The organism is Streptomyces sp. NBC_01546 (assembly GCF_045208355.1).
Classification (GTDB): Bacteria; Actinomycetota; Actinomycetes; order Streptomycetales; family Streptomycetaceae; genus Streptomyces.
The window spans coordinates 2,122,274-2,139,649 of the sequence record NZ_CP109379.1 but is presented as its reverse complement, the minus strand read 5'-3'; the positions used below and the strand labels follow the sequence as shown (position 1 = coordinate 2,139,649).

The 17,376-nt window shown below is 73.3% G+C and carries 12 protein-coding genes and 1 tRNA gene; 6 read left to right on the top strand and 7 right to left on the bottom strand.

All coding sequences use genetic code 11. From position 1 onward, the window contains the following. Nucleotides 1-258 precede the first annotated feature (258 nt). Nucleotides 259-2,322, top strand: a complete 2,064-nt coding sequence (locus OHA89_RS09755; RefSeq protein ID WP_406365904.1) for a phosphocholine-specific phospholipase C — start codon at nucleotides 259-261, stop codon at nucleotides 2,320-2,322. Here the strand turns inward: OHA89_RS09755 and OHA89_RS09750 are convergent. Next, nucleotides 2,309-3,031, bottom strand: coding sequence for a hypothetical protein (locus tag OHA89_RS09750; protein WP_266614254.1), 723 nt, complete (start codon nucleotides 3,029-3,031; stop codon nucleotides 2,309-2,311). The two genes, OHA89_RS09755 and OHA89_RS09750, sit on opposite strands and share 14 nt — an antisense overlap. Before the next feature lie 73 nt (nucleotides 3,032-3,104). Here OHA89_RS09750 and OHA89_RS09745 point away from each other — a divergent pair, with 73 nt between their 5' ends. Next, a complete protein-coding gene (locus tag OHA89_RS09745) occupies nucleotides 3,105-3,860 on the top strand; it encodes an alpha/beta fold hydrolase (RefSeq protein WP_257553689.1) in 756 nt (251 codons plus the stop codon). A gap of 62 nt (nucleotides 3,861-3,922) precedes the next feature. Here the strand turns inward: OHA89_RS09745 and OHA89_RS09740 are convergent. Further along, nucleotides 3,923-3,995: transfer RNA gene (locus OHA89_RS09740), tRNA-His, on the bottom strand. Between the two features lie 202 nt (nucleotides 3,996-4,197). On the opposite strand from OHA89_RS09740, the gene OHA89_RS09735 reads away from it, so the two are divergent. Further along, nucleotides 4,198-5,322, top strand: coding sequence for a Xaa-Pro peptidase family protein (locus tag OHA89_RS09735; protein WP_266614253.1), 1,125 nt, complete (start codon nucleotides 4,198-4,200; stop codon nucleotides 5,320-5,322). Nucleotides 5,323-5,341: 19 nt separating this feature from the next. Here OHA89_RS09735 and treZ read toward each other — a convergent pair whose 3' ends face one another. Next, entirely contained in the window at nucleotides 5,342-7,090 is a 1,749-nt protein-coding gene (treZ, locus tag OHA89_RS09730) for a malto-oligosyltrehalose trehalohydrolase (RefSeq protein ID WP_406365903.1), read from the bottom strand. A 110-nt stretch (nucleotides 7,091-7,200) separates the two neighbouring features. Here treZ and OHA89_RS09725 point away from each other — a divergent pair, with 110 nt between their 5' ends. Further along, on the top strand, nucleotides 7,201-7,764 hold the full coding sequence (locus OHA89_RS09725; protein ID WP_257553686.1) for a DUF1707 and FHA domain-containing protein: 564 nt from the start codon (nucleotides 7,201-7,203) through the stop codon (nucleotides 7,762-7,764). A 102-nt stretch (nucleotides 7,765-7,866) separates the two neighbouring features. Here the strand turns inward: OHA89_RS09725 and OHA89_RS09720 are convergent, their stop codons facing one another. After that, nucleotides 7,867-9,141, bottom strand: coding sequence for a M14 family zinc carboxypeptidase (locus tag OHA89_RS09720; RefSeq protein WP_266615337.1), 1,275 nt, complete (start codon nucleotides 9,139-9,141; stop codon nucleotides 7,867-7,869). Nucleotides 9,142-9,245: 104 nt separating this feature from the next. Then, complete coding sequence (gene lpdA, locus OHA89_RS09715; protein WP_406365902.1) at nucleotides 9,246-10,661, bottom strand: dihydrolipoyl dehydrogenase; 1,416 nt, start codon at nucleotides 10,659-10,661, stop codon at nucleotides 9,246-9,248. Nucleotides 10,662-10,772: 111 nt separating this feature from the next. On the opposite strand from lpdA, the gene OHA89_RS09710 reads away from it, so the two are divergent. Further along, nucleotides 10,773-11,645 carry a LysR family transcriptional regulator gene (locus OHA89_RS09710; protein ID WP_266614246.1) on the top strand — a complete coding sequence of 291 codons (873 nt, stop codon included), beginning with the start codon at nucleotides 10,773-10,775 and terminating at the stop codon, nucleotides 11,643-11,645. Here the strand turns inward: OHA89_RS09710 and treY are convergent. Continuing rightward, nucleotides 11,628-13,880, bottom strand: coding sequence for a malto-oligosyltrehalose synthase (treY, locus tag OHA89_RS09705; RefSeq protein WP_406365901.1), 2,253 nt, complete (start codon nucleotides 13,878-13,880; stop codon nucleotides 11,628-11,630). The two genes, OHA89_RS09710 and treY, sit on opposite strands and share 18 nt — an antisense overlap. Nucleotides 13,881-13,962: 82 nt before the next feature. Here treY and OHA89_RS09700 point away from each other — a divergent pair, with 82 nt between their 5' ends. Continuing rightward, nucleotides 13,963-15,261, top strand: a complete 1,299-nt coding sequence (locus tag OHA89_RS09700; RefSeq protein ID WP_266614243.1) for an MFS transporter — start codon at nucleotides 13,963-13,965, stop codon at nucleotides 15,259-15,261. Here the strand turns inward: OHA89_RS09700 and glgX are convergent. After that, nucleotides 15,246-17,360, bottom strand: coding sequence for a glycogen debranching protein GlgX (glgX, locus tag OHA89_RS09695; protein WP_266614242.1), 2,115 nt, complete (start codon nucleotides 17,358-17,360; stop codon nucleotides 15,246-15,248). The genes OHA89_RS09700 and glgX overlap by 16 nt on opposite strands. Nucleotides 17,361-17,376: the final 16 nt, after the last annotated feature.

Below are 17,376 nucleotides of genomic sequence, written 5' to 3'. Positions count from 1 at the left end.
GGATGCTCAGATCGGTGCACGGGCCGGATGAGTACCCCCGGCCGGGGCCCTGACCTCGAAGTGGAGTGACTCCGGGGGCTGTTGCGCGACGGGTGGTTCCCTTACCGTCTTCGCCAGACGCGCGGGCCGTCGGCAGTGACCCTTCCGTTCTCCGGCTGTACGGCCAGGTGTCAGACAAGGATCTCCGTCCGGTACTCCGGGGGCGCTGTCCTTGGGGCGCCCCTCGACTCGCCCCTCACCCGCAGAGGTCGTCACGCCATGGCAGAACTCAATCGCCGCAGGTTCCTCCAGATCGCCGGCGGTACCGCCGCCCTGACGATGCTGAACGACAGCATCGCGCGGGCCGCCGCCATCCAGGCGCAGGGCACCACCGGCACGATCCAGGACATCGAGCACGTCGTCGTCCTGATGCAGGAGAACCGGTCCTTCGACCACTACTTCGGCGCGATGAAGGGGGTCCGGGGCTTCGGCGACCCGCGGCCCGTCCTCCAGGACAACGGCAAGTCCGTCTTCCACCAGTCCAACGGGACGAAGGACATCCTCCCCTTCAACCCGCAGGTCGCGGACCTCGGGATGCAGTTCCTCGAGGGCCTGAACCACGACTGGGCCGGCGGCCACCAGGCGTACAACAACGGCAAGTACGACAAATGGGTCCCGGCCAAGACGGCCACGACCATGTCGTACATGACCCGGAACGACATCCCGTTCCACTACGCCCTCGCCGACGCCTTCACCGTGTGCGACGCCTACCACTGCTCCTTCATCGGCGCCACCGACCCGAACCGCTACTACATGTGGACGGGCTACACGGGCAACGACGGCACCGGCGGCGGCCCGGTCCTGGGCAACCAGGAGGCCGGCTACGGCTGGAAGACCTACCCCGAGCGCCTGGAGTCGGCCGGCGTCTCCTGGAAGGTCTACCAGGACATCGGCGACGGCCTGGACGCGGCCGGTTCCTGGGGCTGGATCAACGACGCCTTCCGCGGCAACTACGGCGACAACTCGCTGCTGTACTTCAACAGCTTCCGCAACGCCCAGCCCGGCAGCGCCCTGTACGAGAAGGCCCGTACCGGCACCAACGTCAAGGCGGGCGGCGGCTACTTCGACAAGCTGCGCGCGGACGTCGTCAACGGCACCCTCCCGCAGGTCTCCTGGATAGCCGCCCCCGAGGCGTTCAGCGAGCACTCCAACTGGCCGACGAACTTCGGTGCCTGGTACATCTCGCAGGTCCTGGACTCGCTGACCGCGAACCCGGCCGTGTGGGCGAAGACGGCCCTGTTCATCACCTACGACGAGAACGACGGCTTCTTCGACCACGTCGTCCCGCCGTACCCGCCCACCTCCTCCGCCTGGGGCCTGTCCACGGCGAGCGTCACCGGCGACCTCTACACCGGGGGCGTCTCCGGCTACGCGGCCGGCCCGTACGGCCTCGGCCCGCGCGTCCCGATGATCGTGGTCTCCCCGTGGAGCAAGGGCGGCTACGTCTGCTCGGAGACCTTCGACCACACCTCGGTGATCCGCTTCATGGAGAAGCGCTTCGGCGTGCAGGAGCCCAACATCTCCCCGTGGCGCCGCGCGGTCTGCGGCGACCTGACCTCGGCCTTCGACTTCACCCAGGCCGACGCCGCGCCCGCCGCACTGCCCTCCACGGCCGGGTACATCCCGCCGGACAAGAACCGCCACCCGTCCTACCACCCGACCCCGCCGGCCACGGGCACCCTGCCCAAGCAGGAGGCAGGCTCCAAGCCGACCCGCGCCCTGGGCTACAGCCCGTACGTGGACGGCAAGGCCACGGTCTCCACGGGCAAGTTCACCCTGACCTTCGCCAGCGGTCCCAGCCTCGGCGCCCACTTCCACAGCACCTCGGGCAACCGTACGGACGGCCCCTGGCCCTACACGGTCGAGGCGGGCAAGACCCTCTCGGACACCTGGAGCACCAGCAGCTCCACCGGTAACCAGATCGACCTCACGGTGTGGGGCCCCAACGGCTTCGTGCGCACCTGGAAGGGCCCGGCGAAGAAGGCAGGCCCCGAGGTCACGGCGCGCCACGAGGCCTCGACCGGCAATCTGGCCCTCACCCTGACCAACCCCGGTTCGGCCCCGGTCAACCTCACGGTGACCAACGCCTACGGCGGTGCGGCCCAGACCTTCCGGGTCAACCCCGGCGCCACGGTCTCCCACACGGTGGACCTGCGCACCACGGGCCGCTGGTACGACGTCAAGGTCGTCTCCGACGCGGACACCACCTTCCTGCGCCGCTTCGCCGGCCACGTGGAGACGGGCGCCCCGGGCATCTCCGACCCGGCGATCAAGACCGTCTGACCCGGTCCTCCGGGGTGCGCAGCAGCCGCCGTTCCAGGACCGGGAGGTCGCCGGGGCGGTGGCTGCGGGCGTGCCGGAGCAGGCGGTCGCGGGCGGTGTCCGGGACCCGGCGGCGCTTCGGGTGGCGGGTGGTGAACTCCTCGCTCGAGAAGAACCGTACGGCGCCCTCCAGGCCGGCCCGGTCCGTCTCGCGCACCGCCCAGGCCAGTTCTTCCGTCGGGGCCCCGGCCAGCAGCCGCCAGGGGCCCAGCTCCGCGAGCAGCGACGCCGCGTCGCGGGGCTCCTTCCGCGGGGTGCCCAGCCAGCTGAACACCACGCTCAGGGGCACCTCCCGCGGCAGGTCCGGCTCCCCCTCACCCCGGGCAAGAGCCCAGGCGTACTCCCGCAGCCCCTCGGGCGCCCCGGCGGCCCACCGGGCGCGGTGACGGGCCGGGATCCCGTCGGGGGACAGCGGGTCGAGCAGGCGTTCGGACTCGGGGGTGGAGCGAGCGGGGCTCCAGTCCTCGCCGCACATGCAATCGACCGGCCCGCCGTCATAGGGGTCCGTGGGGTGCTCGGAGTGCCGGTTGTACGGGCGCACGGCCCGCACCTCGGCGATCTCCGCCGGGTCGGTGATCGCGTAGCTCCGGGGGTGGTGGGGGTGGCGCGCCCCGTCGGGGCGCGAGTAATCCCCCATGGCCAGCGGCTCGGGACTCGATATCGGCTGCACGGTGTGATGGTAGGCCCGGTGGGCAGAACGTACGGCGCTGGTTGTCTTCCACCCCGTCACCGAGGGAGAACGCATGGCCATCGCCCACCGCAGGATCGGCACCGGGCCCGTCCGCGTCATCGTGCTGCACGACTGGTTCGGCACCTCCGCCAACTGGGGCTCCGTGCTGGACTACCTGGACCCCGAGGGGTTCTCGTACGCCTTCCTCGACTACCGCGGCTACGGCGAGCGGCGGGACGTCCCAGGCCGGTACGACCTCCCCGAGATCGCCGACGACGTCCTCGCGCTCGCCGACGAGCTCGGCTGGGAGACCTTCTCCCTCCTCGGCCACTCCATGGGCGGCAAGGCGGTCCAGCAGGTCCTCGTCCGCGCCCCCGAGCGGATCGAGAAGCTGATCGGGCTCGCGCCCGTGCCGGCCGCGCCCTACGAGATGGACGACGCGACCCACACCCTCTTCCACGGCGCCGCCGAGGACCCGGAGAGCCGGCGCATCATCCTCGACCTCGTCACCGGGAACCGGGCGAGCCGCCGCTGGGTGGACCGCATGGTCGCGCACTCCCTGGACGTCTCCCGGCCCGAGGCCTTCGCCGCCTACCTGGAGAGCTGGCAGCCCCTCGACCTGTCCTCCGCCGTGAAGGGCAACACCGTCCCGGTGCTGGTCCTGGTCGGGGAGTACGACCTCGCGCTGACCGCCGAGGTGATGCGCGCCACCTGGCAGGCCTGGTACCCGAACTGCCGGATCCGCATCCTCCCGGGCGCCGGCCACTACCCGCCGCACGAGACCCCGGTGACCTTCGCCACCGAGGTGGAGGCCTTCCTGCGGGCCTAGCCGACCCCGGAAACGCCCGTGAGGGGTACGAGGAAACCTCGTACCCCTCACGGGACCCAAAGGGTGAGTGACGGGACTTGAACCCGCGGCCACCTGGACCACAACCAGGTGCTCTACCAACTGAGCTACACCCACCACGAAGGGTGGCGGACCACCCGTTCGACGTGCACGCACAGCATAGCCGATCAGGGGGGTGCTCCCGCGACGCGTTATCCGGGGCGGGCCGACGTGCCGCAGTCCGATGTGGCCCCGCTCACAGCGACGGGCGGGGGGCGAGGAGGAGCCGGACCGGCGCGGCCACTGCCCCCGCCGCGCGGCTCACGGCAGGATCACCCGTATGACCCATGAACCCGCACCCTTCACGGCCGAGGACTACGCGGCCCGGATGGCGGCCGCCGCGCAGACCGCCGCCGACGCCGGACTGGCCGGGCTGCTGATCGCCCCCGGGCCCGACCTCACCCACCTCACCGGCTACCGCCCCACCGCCGAGACCGAGCGGCTCACCCTGCTGGTCCTGGCCGCCGGGCAGGACCCGGTGCTCGTGGTGCCCGCGCTGGAGGCGCCCGACGCCGTCAAGGCCCCCGGCGCCGCCGCGCTGGCCCTGCGGGACTGGACCGACGGGAAGAACCCGTACGCGGTCACCGCCCCGCTGCTGGACGCGGCCGGGTGCTTCGGGGTGAGCGACAACACCTGGGCCCTGCATCTCCTCGGACTGCAGCGGGAGTTGCCCACCACCTCCTACGTTCCGCTCACCGACTCGCTGCCCATGCTGCGCGCGGTGAAGGACGAGCGGGAGCTCGAGCGCCTGGCCGCGGCGGGCGAGGCCGCCGACGCCGCCTACGCGCAGATCCTCCACCTCCCCTTCGCGGGCCGCCGGGAGACCGAGGTCGCCGAGGACCTGGCCGCGCTGCTGCGCGTACACGGCCACTCCCAGGTCGACTTCACCGTCGTCGGCTCCGGACCCAACGGGGCCAACCCGCACCACGAGGCCGGCGAACGGGTCATCCAGCACGGCGACATGATCGTCCTCGACTTCGGCGGCCTGCGGTACGGCTACGGCTCCGACATCTCCCGCACCGTGCACGTGGGCGAGCCGACCGCCGAGGAGCAGCGCGTCCACGACGTCGTGCGCGAGGCACAGCAGGCCGGGGTGGCCGCGGTCCGGCCGGGGGTCTCCTGCCAGGAGGTGGACCGGGCGGCCCGCGCGGTGATCACCGAGTTCGGCTACGGCGACCGCTTCATCCACCGCACCGGCCACGGCATCGGCGTCACCACCCACGAGCCGCCGTACATGGTCGAGGGCGAGGAGCAGCCCCTGGTCCCCGGCATGTGCTTCTCCGTGGAGCCGGGCGTCTACCTGCCCGGCCGCTTCGGCGTCCGCATCGAGGACATCGTGACCGTCACCGAGGACGGCGGACGCCGCCTCAACAACGCCCCGCGCGAGCTCGCGATCGTCGAGTAGGACTCACGGGCTCACGGGTTCACGGTCCCAGCACGACGGCGGATTCACCCGGTACGTGGATCCGTCCGTCCGGGCCCGGGTGTTCGAGCGGCTCCCAGGCGGCCAGCACCCGTACCCCGTTGCGCCCCAGCGCGATCGTCACCGGGTCCGGGGAGAGGTTCACGGCCACCCGTACGTCGCCCCGCCGGAAGGTGAGCCAGCGCCGCTCCTCGTCATGGGCGACCCGGACCGCCGCCAGGTCCGGGTCGCGCAGGTCCGGGTGCGAGCGGCGCAGCGCGACCAGGGTGCGGTACCAGGCCAGCAGGCGGGCGTGGCCCGCCTGCTCCGGCTCCGCCCAGTCCAGGCAGGAGCGGTCCCGGGTGGCCGGGTCCTGCGGGTCGGGGATCTCTTCGGCCTTCCAGCCGTGCGCCGCGAACTCCCGCCGCCGGCCCGTCCGTACGGCCTCGGCCAGCTCCGCGTCGGGGTGGTCGGTGAAGTACTGCCACGGGGTGCCCGCACCCCACTCCTCGCCCATGAACAGCATCGGCACGAACGGACCGGTCAGTGCCACGGTCGCGGCGCAGGCCAGCAGCCCGGGGGAGAGCGAGGCGGCGAGCCGGTCGCCGAGTGCCCGGTTGCCGATCTGGTCGTGGGTCTGGGTGTAGCCGAGGAAGCGGTGGGCCGGGGTCCGGCGGCGGTCCACCGGACGGCCGTGGGTGCGGCCCCGGAAGGAGGACCAGGTGCCGTCGTGGAAGAAGGCGCGGGTCAGTGTCTTGGCGAGCGCGGCCAGCGGGGCCTGGGCGAAGTCGGCGTAGTACGCCTGGGATTCACCGGTCAGCGCGCAGTGCAGGGCGTGGTGGAAGTCGTCGTTCCACTGTGCGTGGAGCCCCAGGCCGCCGTCGGCGCGGGGGGTGGTGGTGCGCGGGTCGCACCGGTCGGACTCGGCGATCAGGAACAGCGGACGGCCGGTCTCGGCCGCCAGCTCGTCCACGGCGGCGGCCAGTTCCTCCAGGAAGGTCAGGGCCCGCCCGTCGGCCAGCGCGTGCACGGCGTCGAGCCGCAGCCCGTCGATCCCGTAGTCCCGCAGCCAGGCCAGCGCGCTGCCCAGGAGGTACGCGCGCACCTCGTCGGAGCCGGGCGCGTCCAGGTTCACCGCCGCGCCCCAGGGGGTGTGGTGGGTGTCGGTGAAGTACGGGCCGTAGGCGGGCAGGTGGTTGCCGGAGGGGCCGAGGTGGTTGTGGACCACGTCCAGGACCACGCCCAGCCCGGCGGCGTGGGCCGCCTCGACGAACCGGGCCAGCCCGGCCGGGCCGCCGTACGGCTCGTGCACCGCCCAGGGGGCGACCCCGTCGTACCCCCAGCCGTGCCGGCCGGGGAAGGGACAGACGGGCATCAGTTCCACGTGGGTGACGCCGAGGCCGGTGAGGTGGCCCAGGCGGGCGGCGGCGGCGTCGAAGGTGCCCTCGGGGGTGAAGGTGCCGATGTGCAGCTCGTACAGGACCGCGTCCTGGAGCGGGGTGCGCGGCGCCGGGGCTCCCGGCTCGCGCAGGGCCTCGAAGTCGACCACCGCCGACAGGCCGTCGGGTCCGTCGGGCAGCCGCCGGCCGCGCGGGTCCGGCCGCGGGACGGAGCCGCCGTCCAGGAGGAATCCGTACCGGCTTCCGTCGGCGGCCGGGGCCTGCGCGGTCCACCAGCCGTCCCGCTCCGGATCGCGTGCCATCTCGTACGTCGCGTCGTCGAGTCGCATGGCGACATGACCCTTCAGCGGTGCCCACACCTCGAACTGCACGGACGTTCCCCTCGTCTGCGGCGCTGTTCAGCATGCGTATCCTGCCCATCATTCCCGGCCCGGCGGGGGTGTTCTGGACACTCCGGCCCCGACGGGCCGACAATCACCCTGTGACGTCGAGTTTTGAGTTCCCCGCCTACCCCGTGCCGCGCCTCTCGGACGCCGAGCGCGACCGGGCGCTGGGCCAGCTCAGGGAGGGCGCTGCCCTCGGCAAGCTGTCCCACGACACGTTCCTGCGCCGGATGGAACTCGCCCTGGTCGCGCGCCGCTCCGAGGACCTCGCCGTCCTCACCGCCGACCTCCAGGCGCGCGAGGGTGCCGAAAGCCCTTGGACCCGTCGGCTGTTCGGCTGGGTGGGGCGGGTCTCCGCCGTCTCGGTCGGAGTCCGGCGCGCCTGGGCCGCCGAGAAGCTGCCCAAACTGCTGCTGCCGCACCCCAGCGCGGGTGGCCTGCGGATCGGCCGCGACCCCGGCAACGGGCTGCGGCTCAGCCACGAGACCGTCTCCCGGGCGCACGCGGAACTCAGCCTGCGTGACGGGGTGTGGGTGCTCAAGGACCTCGGCTCCACGAACGGGACCACGGTCAACGGGCACCGCGTGACGGGTTCCGCGGTGGTCCGGGACGGCGACCAGGTCGGCTTCGGGAAGATGACCTTCCGGCTGTCCTCGAGCTGAACCCGGCCGCCGGATCTCGCCGGGCGGCCAGGGCCGCAGCTGTTCGCCGCCGAGGAGGCTCGCGGCCACGGGCTGGGCGCGGCCCTGGCCCGTGGACCCCTTCTAGGGCGCGACGAGGCGTTCGTACGCGGCCAGGACGGTCCGGGACTGGTGTTCCACCTGCGTGGCCACCGGGACCCAGCGGGCCTGGAAGCGGGCCGCGAAGTCTTCGCACCACCCCGTGACCAGCTGGTCCAGCCCGGGCGCCGACGCGTGACCCTGGGTGCGCAGCACCCGCAGCAGCATCGCGGCGGCGCGCAGCGACAGACGCCGCCCGAAGGCGTCGATGCTGGCGACGTACGCCGCGGTGGCCTCGGCGGGAGCCCCGTCGCCGGTCCACTCGGCGGTGATCCGGGGGATCAGCGCGAGCGTCCAGTCCACCGCGCGCAGCAGGGGCGCCGCGGCCGGGTCCTCGTAGGGCAGCGGGCCGTACCGGATCCCGTCCCGTACGGCGGCCACGCGGGCGGTGTCCTCGCCGAGCCGTCCGGCCAGCATCCGCAGGGCGCCGCGCGGGTCGGGGTGCGGGGCCGGGTCGTCGACCAGGTCGGAGGCCCACATGGGGACTTCGACGATCGCGGTGGTGCCGTCGTACCGGTGGGCGTGGTACCAGGTGCTGAGCCGGGTGTCCTCGGGGTGGAAGGCACCGGCGTCCTCGCTCCCCGGCTGCGGGATCACGAAGATCCCGGGCCCGGGGGAGGGCCAGCCGGCGGCGTCCGAGGCCCCGTTCTCCACCGGGATGCGCAGCTCGGCGGCCGATTTGCCGAAGGGCTCGGCGAGGCCGGGAATGTCCCGGGTGAGCTGGACCCAGGAGCCGCCGAGGTCGGTGGCGTGCAGGGAGACCTGGAGGACAGGCCGCAGCTCGTCGATGAGCGCGGTCAGGGCCAGGGTCTCGGGCGGCAGCCGGTCCGGGGGCAGTAAAGACGGCGCCCACTCGGGCTGTTCGGGACCGGGCGGCCGGAAGAAGTGCCGGTGGTAGTCGAGGAGCGAGTACGGGCGGGGCGTGCGGTGCAGGTCCGCGCCGTCGGGATCGGCGCAGAGCAGGAAGTGCCAGCCGCAGCCCGCGCGCGGGGCCGGGTCGTGCAGGAGCCGCCGGGCGAGGGAGAGGGCGGTGGCGCCACCGACGGGTTCGTTGGCGTGGGCCCCGGCGACCACGAGGACGTCCCGGCCGGGCCCGGCCTTGCCGGTGGCCGCGACGGAGAGCACCCAGAGGGGCTGCCCGGCCCGGGAGGTTCCGGCCTGGCGGAGCCGGACCTCGGCGGGGCGTTCGTCCGCCAGGGCGCGGGCGGCCAGCGCGAGCTCGTGCGGTGTGGGGTAGCACATGTCACGGAGGAGGGTCACAAGGGATGCCATGCCCGCCGGGCTGGGCCGGTACCCGCGCCGGGGGTCGCCCCCCGGACGGAGTCTGGCCGAGGGTCTGCCGAGGGACGGGGCGCAGGCCCGGGCTACTGCTGGTGCAGGCCGCGGCCCGCCAGGGTCAGGAAGGCCTCGCCCACCGCCTCCGACAGCGTCGGGTGGGCGTGGACGTGCCGTGCCACATCGCCCGGCTCCGCGTCCCAGCCCACGATCAGCTGGCTCTCCGCGATCATCTCCGACACGTGCGGCCCCACCAGGTGCACACCCAGCACCCGCCCGCCCCGCTCGGCGACCACCTTCACCATGCCGCCCTGCCCGTGCACCATTCCCTTGGCCACGGCCGTCAGCGGCTTGGTGTTCACCACCACGTCGTGCGCCGCCTCGCGCGCCTGATCCTCCGTCAGCCCGACCGCGGCGGTTTGCGGCGCCGAGTAGGTCACCCGGGGCACCGCGGCGTAGTCCACCGGCGCGCTCGCCACCCCGGCCAGGGTCTCGGCGACCAGCAGCCCCTCCGCGAAGGAGGCGTGTGCCAGGCCGAGCGAGGGCGGCGGCAGCAGGTCGCCCACCACGTGGATCCCCGGGACGGCGGTCTCCAGCCGGGACCAGTCGGCCGGCGCCACGAACCCCCGCTCGTCGGTGGCCAGTCCGGCCGCCGCGAGGTCCAGCCCGTCGGTGACCGGAACCCGCCCGACCGCCACGAGCAACCGCTCCGCCCGGAGCTCCCGCAGTTCCCCGCGCGCCGTGCGCACGGTGGCCCGTACGCCCCCGGCCTCCAGCCGCTCGGCCTTCTCCAGCCGGGCCCCCGTCTGCACGTCGATCCCGCGCTTCTTCAGGCCCCGCGCCAGGTGGCGGGACACGTCCGCGTCCTCCAGCGGAACCAGCCGGTCCGCGGCTTCGACCAGGGTCACCTCCGCGCCCATGGACCGGTGGAAGGAGGCGTACTCCACCCCGATCGCCCCGCCGCCCAGCACCAGCACCGAGGCCGGCAGCCCGGGGGCGAACAATGCGTCGTCGCTGGTGACCACCGTGTGCCCGTCGGGCTCCAGCCCGGGCAGGGTACGCGGCCGGGACCCGGTGGCCAGCACGATCCCGCGGGTGGCCGTGAACTCCCGGCCGTCATCGGTCCGGATCGACCGCGGCCCGGTCAGCCGGGCACCGCTGCGCACCACGCGCACCCCGGCGTGCTCCAAGTGGCCCTCCACGCCCTTGTGGTTGCGGGAGACGATGTCGTCGCGGGTGGCGGTCAGGGCCGGCCAGTCCACCGACTCCACGCTCGCCCGCACCCCCCAGCGCTCGCGCGCCTCGGCTATGCCGTCGACGAGTTCGGCCGCGTGCAGCATGGCCTTGCTGGGGATGCACCCGCGGTGCAGGCAGGTCCCGCCGACCTTGTCGCGTTCGGCGAGGAGGACGGTCAGACCGAGGGCCGAGGCGCGCAGGGCCGTGCTGTAGCCGCCCGTGCCGCCGCCGATCACGATCACATCTACGGTGCTGCTGTCGCTGTTCATGTGTACAGCCTGCGCGGTCCGTTCCCATGAATCCAAGGCAATGATCTTCTCGTTGCCATGCACGTTGTTTATGCTTCCGGCTTTATGCTTCCGGCTTTATGCTTCCGGTCCATGAGCCTGCGTCAGATGGAGTACTTCCTCACCGTCGTGGAGGAGTCCTCCTTCACCCGGGCCGCCGAATCCCTGCACGTCACCCAGCCCGCCCTCTCCCACCAGGTCAAGGCCCTGGAGCGGTCCGTGGGCGGCGAGCTGCTGGAACGCATGCCGCGCGGGGTCCGGCTCACCCCCATGGGCCGCGCCTTCCTGCCGCACGCCCAGCTCGCCGTCCGCAGCGCCCGCCAGGCCGAGCGGGCCGCCCGCGCCGCCGCCGGGGCGCAAGGCGGTGAACTGCACCTCGCCACCGTCCATGCCATCGCCGTCGGCCTGCTCCCGGCCGTTGCCGCCCGCTGGCGGACCCTGCACCCGGGAGTGGCGCTGATGGTGCGGGAGTACGGCTCCACGGAGGCCCTGGAGGAACAGCTGGAGCGGGGCGTCGCCGACCTCGCGGTCGGCCCGGAACCCAAGGAGTGGACCGGTCCGGTGCTCCGCATCGGCCGGGAGGAGCTGGTGATCGTGGTGCCCTTCGACGACCCCCTGGGCGGGCGGGGCACCGTCCGGCTCACCGAGCTCGCCGACCGCGACTGGATCCGCTGCGCCATGGAACCGCTGGTGCACGGGCAGCCCGTCCTCGACTGGGCGTGCGGCGAGGCGGGGTTCACCCCGCGCACGGTGCTGCGTACGGAACACACCTCGACGGCCGTACGGATGGCGGCCGCCGGGGTGGGCATCGTCATGGCCCCGGCCCACATGGTCCGGGGCGCCGTCGGCGAGGACTGCGTGCTGCTCTCCCTCGACCCGCCGTGGCACCGGCCCCTGGCAGTCTTCTCCAGGGTCCCGCTGATCGGCGCGGCGGCTGCCTTCGCCGGGCTACTGGTGCCGGAGTAGGACCGCCACGGGCCGGGCTGCCAGCAATTCGGACAGCCGTACCCCGGCCTCGTACGGGCTCCCGTCGTGCAGCGGCAGCCAGCGGCCCGGCGGCAGTGGCAGGGTGGTGCCGCGCCAGCCCCCCGCGCCGGCCAGCCGGTGCGAGAGCCGGGTGGCCACCACCACCAGGCCGGGCGAGCGGGCGAAGGCCAGGCAGTGGTCCGCCGCCGGGCCACTGGCCTGCAGCGGGGCGTACCCGGCGAACAGGCCCGGCCGGTCCCGGCGCAGCCGCAGCACGGCGGCCGTCAGGGCCAGCTTCTCCTCGGCCGGTCCGGACGGCGCGGCCCGCGCGTCCAGCCGGGCCAGTTCCTCGCGCGGGAAGCGGGCCGGGCGCCGGTTGTCCGGGTCCACCAGGGCCCGGTACTCCGTCTCCGCGCCCTGGTAGACCTCCGGCACCCCGGGCATCGTCAGGTGCAGCAGCGCCATGCCGAGCAGGTTGGCGCGGGCCGCCTCCGCCAGCTCCGGCGGCAGGTCGAGGGGGCCGGGGGCGTATCCCGCCACGGTCGCCTCGTAGGCCTCGTTCCGCTCCGTCCAGCTGGTGTGCAGGGCGGCCTCCCGGGCCCCCTTGAGCAGCGCCTCGGTCAGCCGGGGCACGGCCTGCGGAACCTCTCCGAGGCCCAGCGCGGTCTGCCGGGCCGTCCACGCCAGCCCCGGGTCCGGGCCGCCGAGCCCGTCCATCGGCTGCGGCGCCTGCGACAGCACCGAGATCCTGGCCCGGACGTCCGCGCTGCGCTTGGTGTCGTGCGTGGACAGCACCGTCCCGGACCGGGGCCACTCCCGCTCCAGCCGGTCGCAGTACGCGTGGAACTCCTCGGCCGAAACCGCCGGTTGGCCGGGGTCGCCGCCGACCTCGGTGGCCGACAGCAGGGGCGCGTACCGGTAGAAGGCCCGGTCCTCCAGGGACTTGGCGCGCAGCGCGGCCGAGGTCTGCGCGAAGCGGGCCGCGAAGGCGGGATCCCGCAGCAGCAGCTCCCGTACACCGCCCACCGCACCCGGACCGGCCACCGCGGCCGCCCGATGCACGGCCCGCGGGTCCGGCTCCGGCTCGCCGGGGTAGGGCCGGTAGACCGGATAGGCGATCAGCAACTCCCGTACCGCAGAGGCCAATTCCGGACCGGCCTGCCGTTCCAGCGCGCCCAGCTCGGCGGCCAGGTCGCCGGTCAGCACCTCCCGTGCGCTCTCGTCGGCGGTCCGCGCCCACTCGGGGTGGCCGGTGAACTCCACGTACTTCCGAGCCAGTTCGGCCGTGCCGGCCGGATCGGTGAACACCCCGTCCACCCGGTGCAGCGCGTCGTACCCGGTGGTCCCCGCCACCGGCCAGGAGGGCGGCAGCCGCTCGTGCCGGGCCAGGATCTTCTCCACCACCACCCAGCAGTGCGGCCCCGCCGCCGCCCGCAGCCGCCGCAGGTACTCCTCGGGATCCGCCAGCCCGTCCACGTGGTCGATCCGCAGTCCGTCCGCCACCCCGTCCCGGACCAGCTCCAGCACCTTGGCGTGGGTGGCCGTGAACACCTCGGGGTCCTCCACCCGGACCCCGATCAGCTCCGAAATCGTGAAGAAGCGCCGGTAGTTGAGCCCGGTACGGGCCTCCCGCCACCAGGCCGGCCGGTACCACTGCGCGGCCAGCAGCTCGGGCAGCGCCAGCCCCGCGGTGCCCTCCCGCAGCGGGAACTCCTGCTCCCCGTAGCGCAGCACCTGCCCGTCGGCCCTCAGCTCGCAGGACTCCACCGGCCCGGCGAGCACCGGCAGCAGCACCTGCCCGCCGCCCGCCTCCCAGTCGATGTCGAACCAGCGCGCGAACGGCGAGCCCGGCCCCTCCCGCAGCACCTCCCACAGCGGCCGGTTCAGCCGCAGCGGCGCCGGTACCGCCATGTGGTTCGGCACGATGTCGAGCACCAGGCCCATACCGTGCGCCCGGGCGGCCGCGCCCAGCGACCTCAGGCCCGGCTCGCCCCCCAGCTCCTCGCGCACCCGGGAGTGGTCGGTGACGTCGTAGCCGTGCGCCGAGCCGGGCACCGCCTCCAGGACGGGGGAGAGGTGCAGGTGCGAGACGCCGAGCGAGGCGAGGTACGGTACGGCTTCCTCGGCCGCCGCGAACGGGAACTCCGGACGCAGCTGGAGGCGGTAGGTCGACGCCGGAGTGACAGGTGTCGGAACATCAGATTCCGAATGGATGCTTGACCGCGGCAGGCTCATGAGAACGTACGTACCCAGCCTGCCGGATTCCGTGCCATTACCCAATGCATACGAGTGACTGCGCCGGGTTAGCGTTGCTCAAGTGGTTGGAACCGTCAACACCTATCGAAGAGTCATCGCCCTGACCGGGCCCCTACTTCCGCTCATCTCGTTCTTTGCCCGACTGCCCGTCGCGATGTCCCAGTTCGGCAGCGTGGTGCTGGTCGCCCAGACCAGCGGCTCGATCGCCACCGGCGCCATCGTCGGCGGCACCCTCTCCGCCGGTCAGGTGGTCTTCGGACCCGTCCTGGGCCGGCTCGCCGACCGGTACGGCCAGCGGCCCGTCGTACTGACCGCCGCCGCGGTCAACGCCGTCGCGACCGCCGCCCTGGTGGCCGGGGCCCTCGGCCACCTCGCCACCGTCCCGCTCGCCGCCGTCGGAGCCGTCGCGGGCGCCTCCATCCCGCTGATCGGGCCGCTCGCCCGGACCCGCTCCGTGGCCCTGGCGCACCGAGCCAAGTCCGAGGAGAGCGTGGTGGGCGCCGTCCACTCGCTCGAAGGCACCCTGGACGAGGTCTCCTTCGTCCTCGGCCCGGCCTTCGTCGGACTCGCCTCGATCGTCGCGCACCCCGCGGTCGCCCTCGGCGGGGCCGCCGTCCTCGTCGCCGTCTTCGGCACCGCCTTCGCGCTGCACCCGACCGCCGCCGTCACGGACGGCCCCTCAGCGAAGGCGCGGAGCAAGGCGCGGAGCAAGGAGCGCAAGGTCCGGGTCCGGCAGCCGCGCGTGGTCCACGCCGTCCGCGGCTCGCTCGCCCTCCAGGGCGCCATGTTCGGCGCCTGCCAGGCCGGGATCGCCGCGCTCACCATGCGGCTGGGCGTCCCCGACCAGGCCGCCGTCGTATACGCCGCCATGGGCGTCGTCAGCGCCGTCGTCGGCATCTCGCTCGGCGCGCTGCCCGCCCGCTTCGGGCTGCGGCTGCGCTGGCGGGTGGCGACCGGCGCCGCGCTGGTGCTCTCCGTACCGCTGCTCTTCACCGACTCCCTGTGGCCGCTCTACCTGGTCGTCACCGTGCTCGGCGCGGCCTACGCCCCGCACCTGATCACCGCGTTCGCCCTCACCGAGCGCGTCGTGGAGCCCGCCCGGCTGGCCGAGGCGATGGCCTTCGCCGCCAGCTCCCTGGTGGCCGGGCAGGCCATCGCGCTGCCGCTCTCCGGGCGGCTCGCCGAGTCCTACGGGCCCGCCGCGGCCTTCGCCGTGGCCGTGGGGGCGGCCGCGCTCTGCCTGACCCTCGCCCTCCTCACCCGGGTGCCGGCCGCCCGTACCCACGGCAAGGCCTTCATCCCGGCGCAGCAGACCGGCTCGCCGGCCGTGGGCGAGAGCTCCGCCTACGCCGGGCGCTGAAGCACCACCAGACACCGTCCTGTCAGCGCCACCCGGTCGCCGGCCGCGTACTGCGGCCCGGTGCCGGGTGGCAGTACGTCCGGCCGCGCCGTGTCCACCACCAGGCGCCACTGCGCCCCGTGCCCCGCCGGAACGGTGAACTCCTGCGGATCGGCGCCCGCGTTGAACATCAGCAGGAACGAGTCGTCGGTGATCCGCTCCCCGCGGGTCCCCGGCTCGGAGATGGCCTCCCCGTTGAGGAACACCGTCAGCGCCCGCGCGTGCTGCGCCTGCCAGTCACGGGCCCGCATCTCCTCGCCGTGCGGGGTGAACCAGGCGATGTCGGAGAGCTCGTCGTGCGTCCCCTCCACCGGCCGCCCGTGGAAGAACCGGCGCCGCCGGAACACCGGGTGGTCGCGGCGCAGCCACACCATCCGCCGGGTGAACTCCAGCAGCGCGGGCGCCGGCTTGCCGGGCTCCGGCCAGCCCACCCAGGACAGCTCGTTGTCCTGGCAGTAGGCGTTGTTGTTGCCGGCCTGGGAGCGCCCGAACTCGTCGCCGTGGCTGAGCATCGGCACGCCCTGCGACAGCATCAGGGTGGCCGTGAAGTTGCGCATCTGGCGCTCGCGCAGCTCCAGCACCTCCGGGTCCTCGGTGGGCCCCTCCACCCCGCAGTTCCAGGACCGGTTGTGGGTCTCGCCGTCCCGGTTGCCCTCCCGGTTGGCCTCGTTGTGCTTCTCGTTGTAGGAGACCAGGTCGTGCAGGGTGAAACCGTCGTGGCAGGTGGTGAAGTTGATCGACGCCAGCGGGCGCCGCCCGTCGTCCTGGTAGAGGTCCGAGGAGCCGGTCAGCCGTCCCGCGAACTCCGCCAGCGTGCGCGGCTGCCCGCGCCACAAGTCCCGTACGGTGTCCCGGTACTTGCCGTTCCACTCGGTCCACAGCGGCGGGAAGTTGCCCACCTGGTAGCCGCCCTCGCCCAGGTCCCAGGGTTCGGCGATCAGCTTCACCTGGCTGACCACCGGGTCCTGCTGGACCAGGTCGAAGAACGAGGACAGCCGGTCCACCTCGTGGAACTGGCGGGCCAGCGTCGCCGCCAGGTCGAAGCGGAAGCCGTCCACGTGCATCTCGGTGACCCAGTACCGCAGCGAATCCATGATCAGCTGGAGCACGTGCGGGGAGCGCATCAGGAGCGAGTTCCCCGTGCCCGTGGTGTCCGTGTAGTGCCGGGGGTCTTCCGCCAGCCGGTAGTACGAGGCGTTGTCCAGCCCGCGGAAGGACAGCGTCGGACCCAGGTGGTTCCCCTCGGCCGTGTGGTTGTAGACCACGTCCAGGATCACCTCGATCCCGGCCTCGTGCAGGGCCCGGACCGCCGACTTGAACTCCAGCACCTGCTGGCCGCGGTCGCCCGAGGCGTACCCGTTGTGCGGGGCGAAGAAGCCGATGGTGTTGTAGCCCCAGTAGTTGCTCAGCCCGTCGTTGACCAGCCGGTGGTCGTTGACGAACTGGTGCACCGGCATCAGCTCCAGCGCCGTCACCCCGAGCTTGGTCAGGTGCCCGATGACTGCCGGGTGCGCGAGCGCCCCGTACGTGCCGCGCAGCTCCTCGGGGAGGTCGGGATGGTGCATCGTCAGACCCTTGACGTGCGCCTCGTACAGCACGGTGTGGTGGTACTCGTGCCGGGGCGGCCGGTCGTTGGCCCAGTCGAAGTACGGGTTCACCACGACCGAGCTCATGGTGTGCGGGGCGGAGTCCAGGTCGTTGCGGGAGTCCGGCCGGCCGAAGTGGTAGCCGTACACCGCCTCGTTCCAGTTGACCTGGCCGCTGATGGCGCGCGCGTACGGGTCCAGCAGCAGCTTCGCCGCGTTGCAGCGCCGGCCGCGGTCGGGCTCGTACGGGCCGTGCACCCGAAACCCGTAGCGCTGGCCGGGCATGATGCCCGGCAGGTACGCGTGGCGGACGAAGGCGTCCGTCTCGCGCAGTTCCACGGCGGTCTCCGAGCCGTCGTCGTGGAGGAGGCACAGCTCGATGCGTCGGGCGGCCTCGGAGTAGACCGCGAAGTTGGTGCCGGCGCCGTCGTAAGTGGCGCCGAGCGGATACGCCTGTCCCGGCCAGACCTGCATAGGTAACGACTCTTCC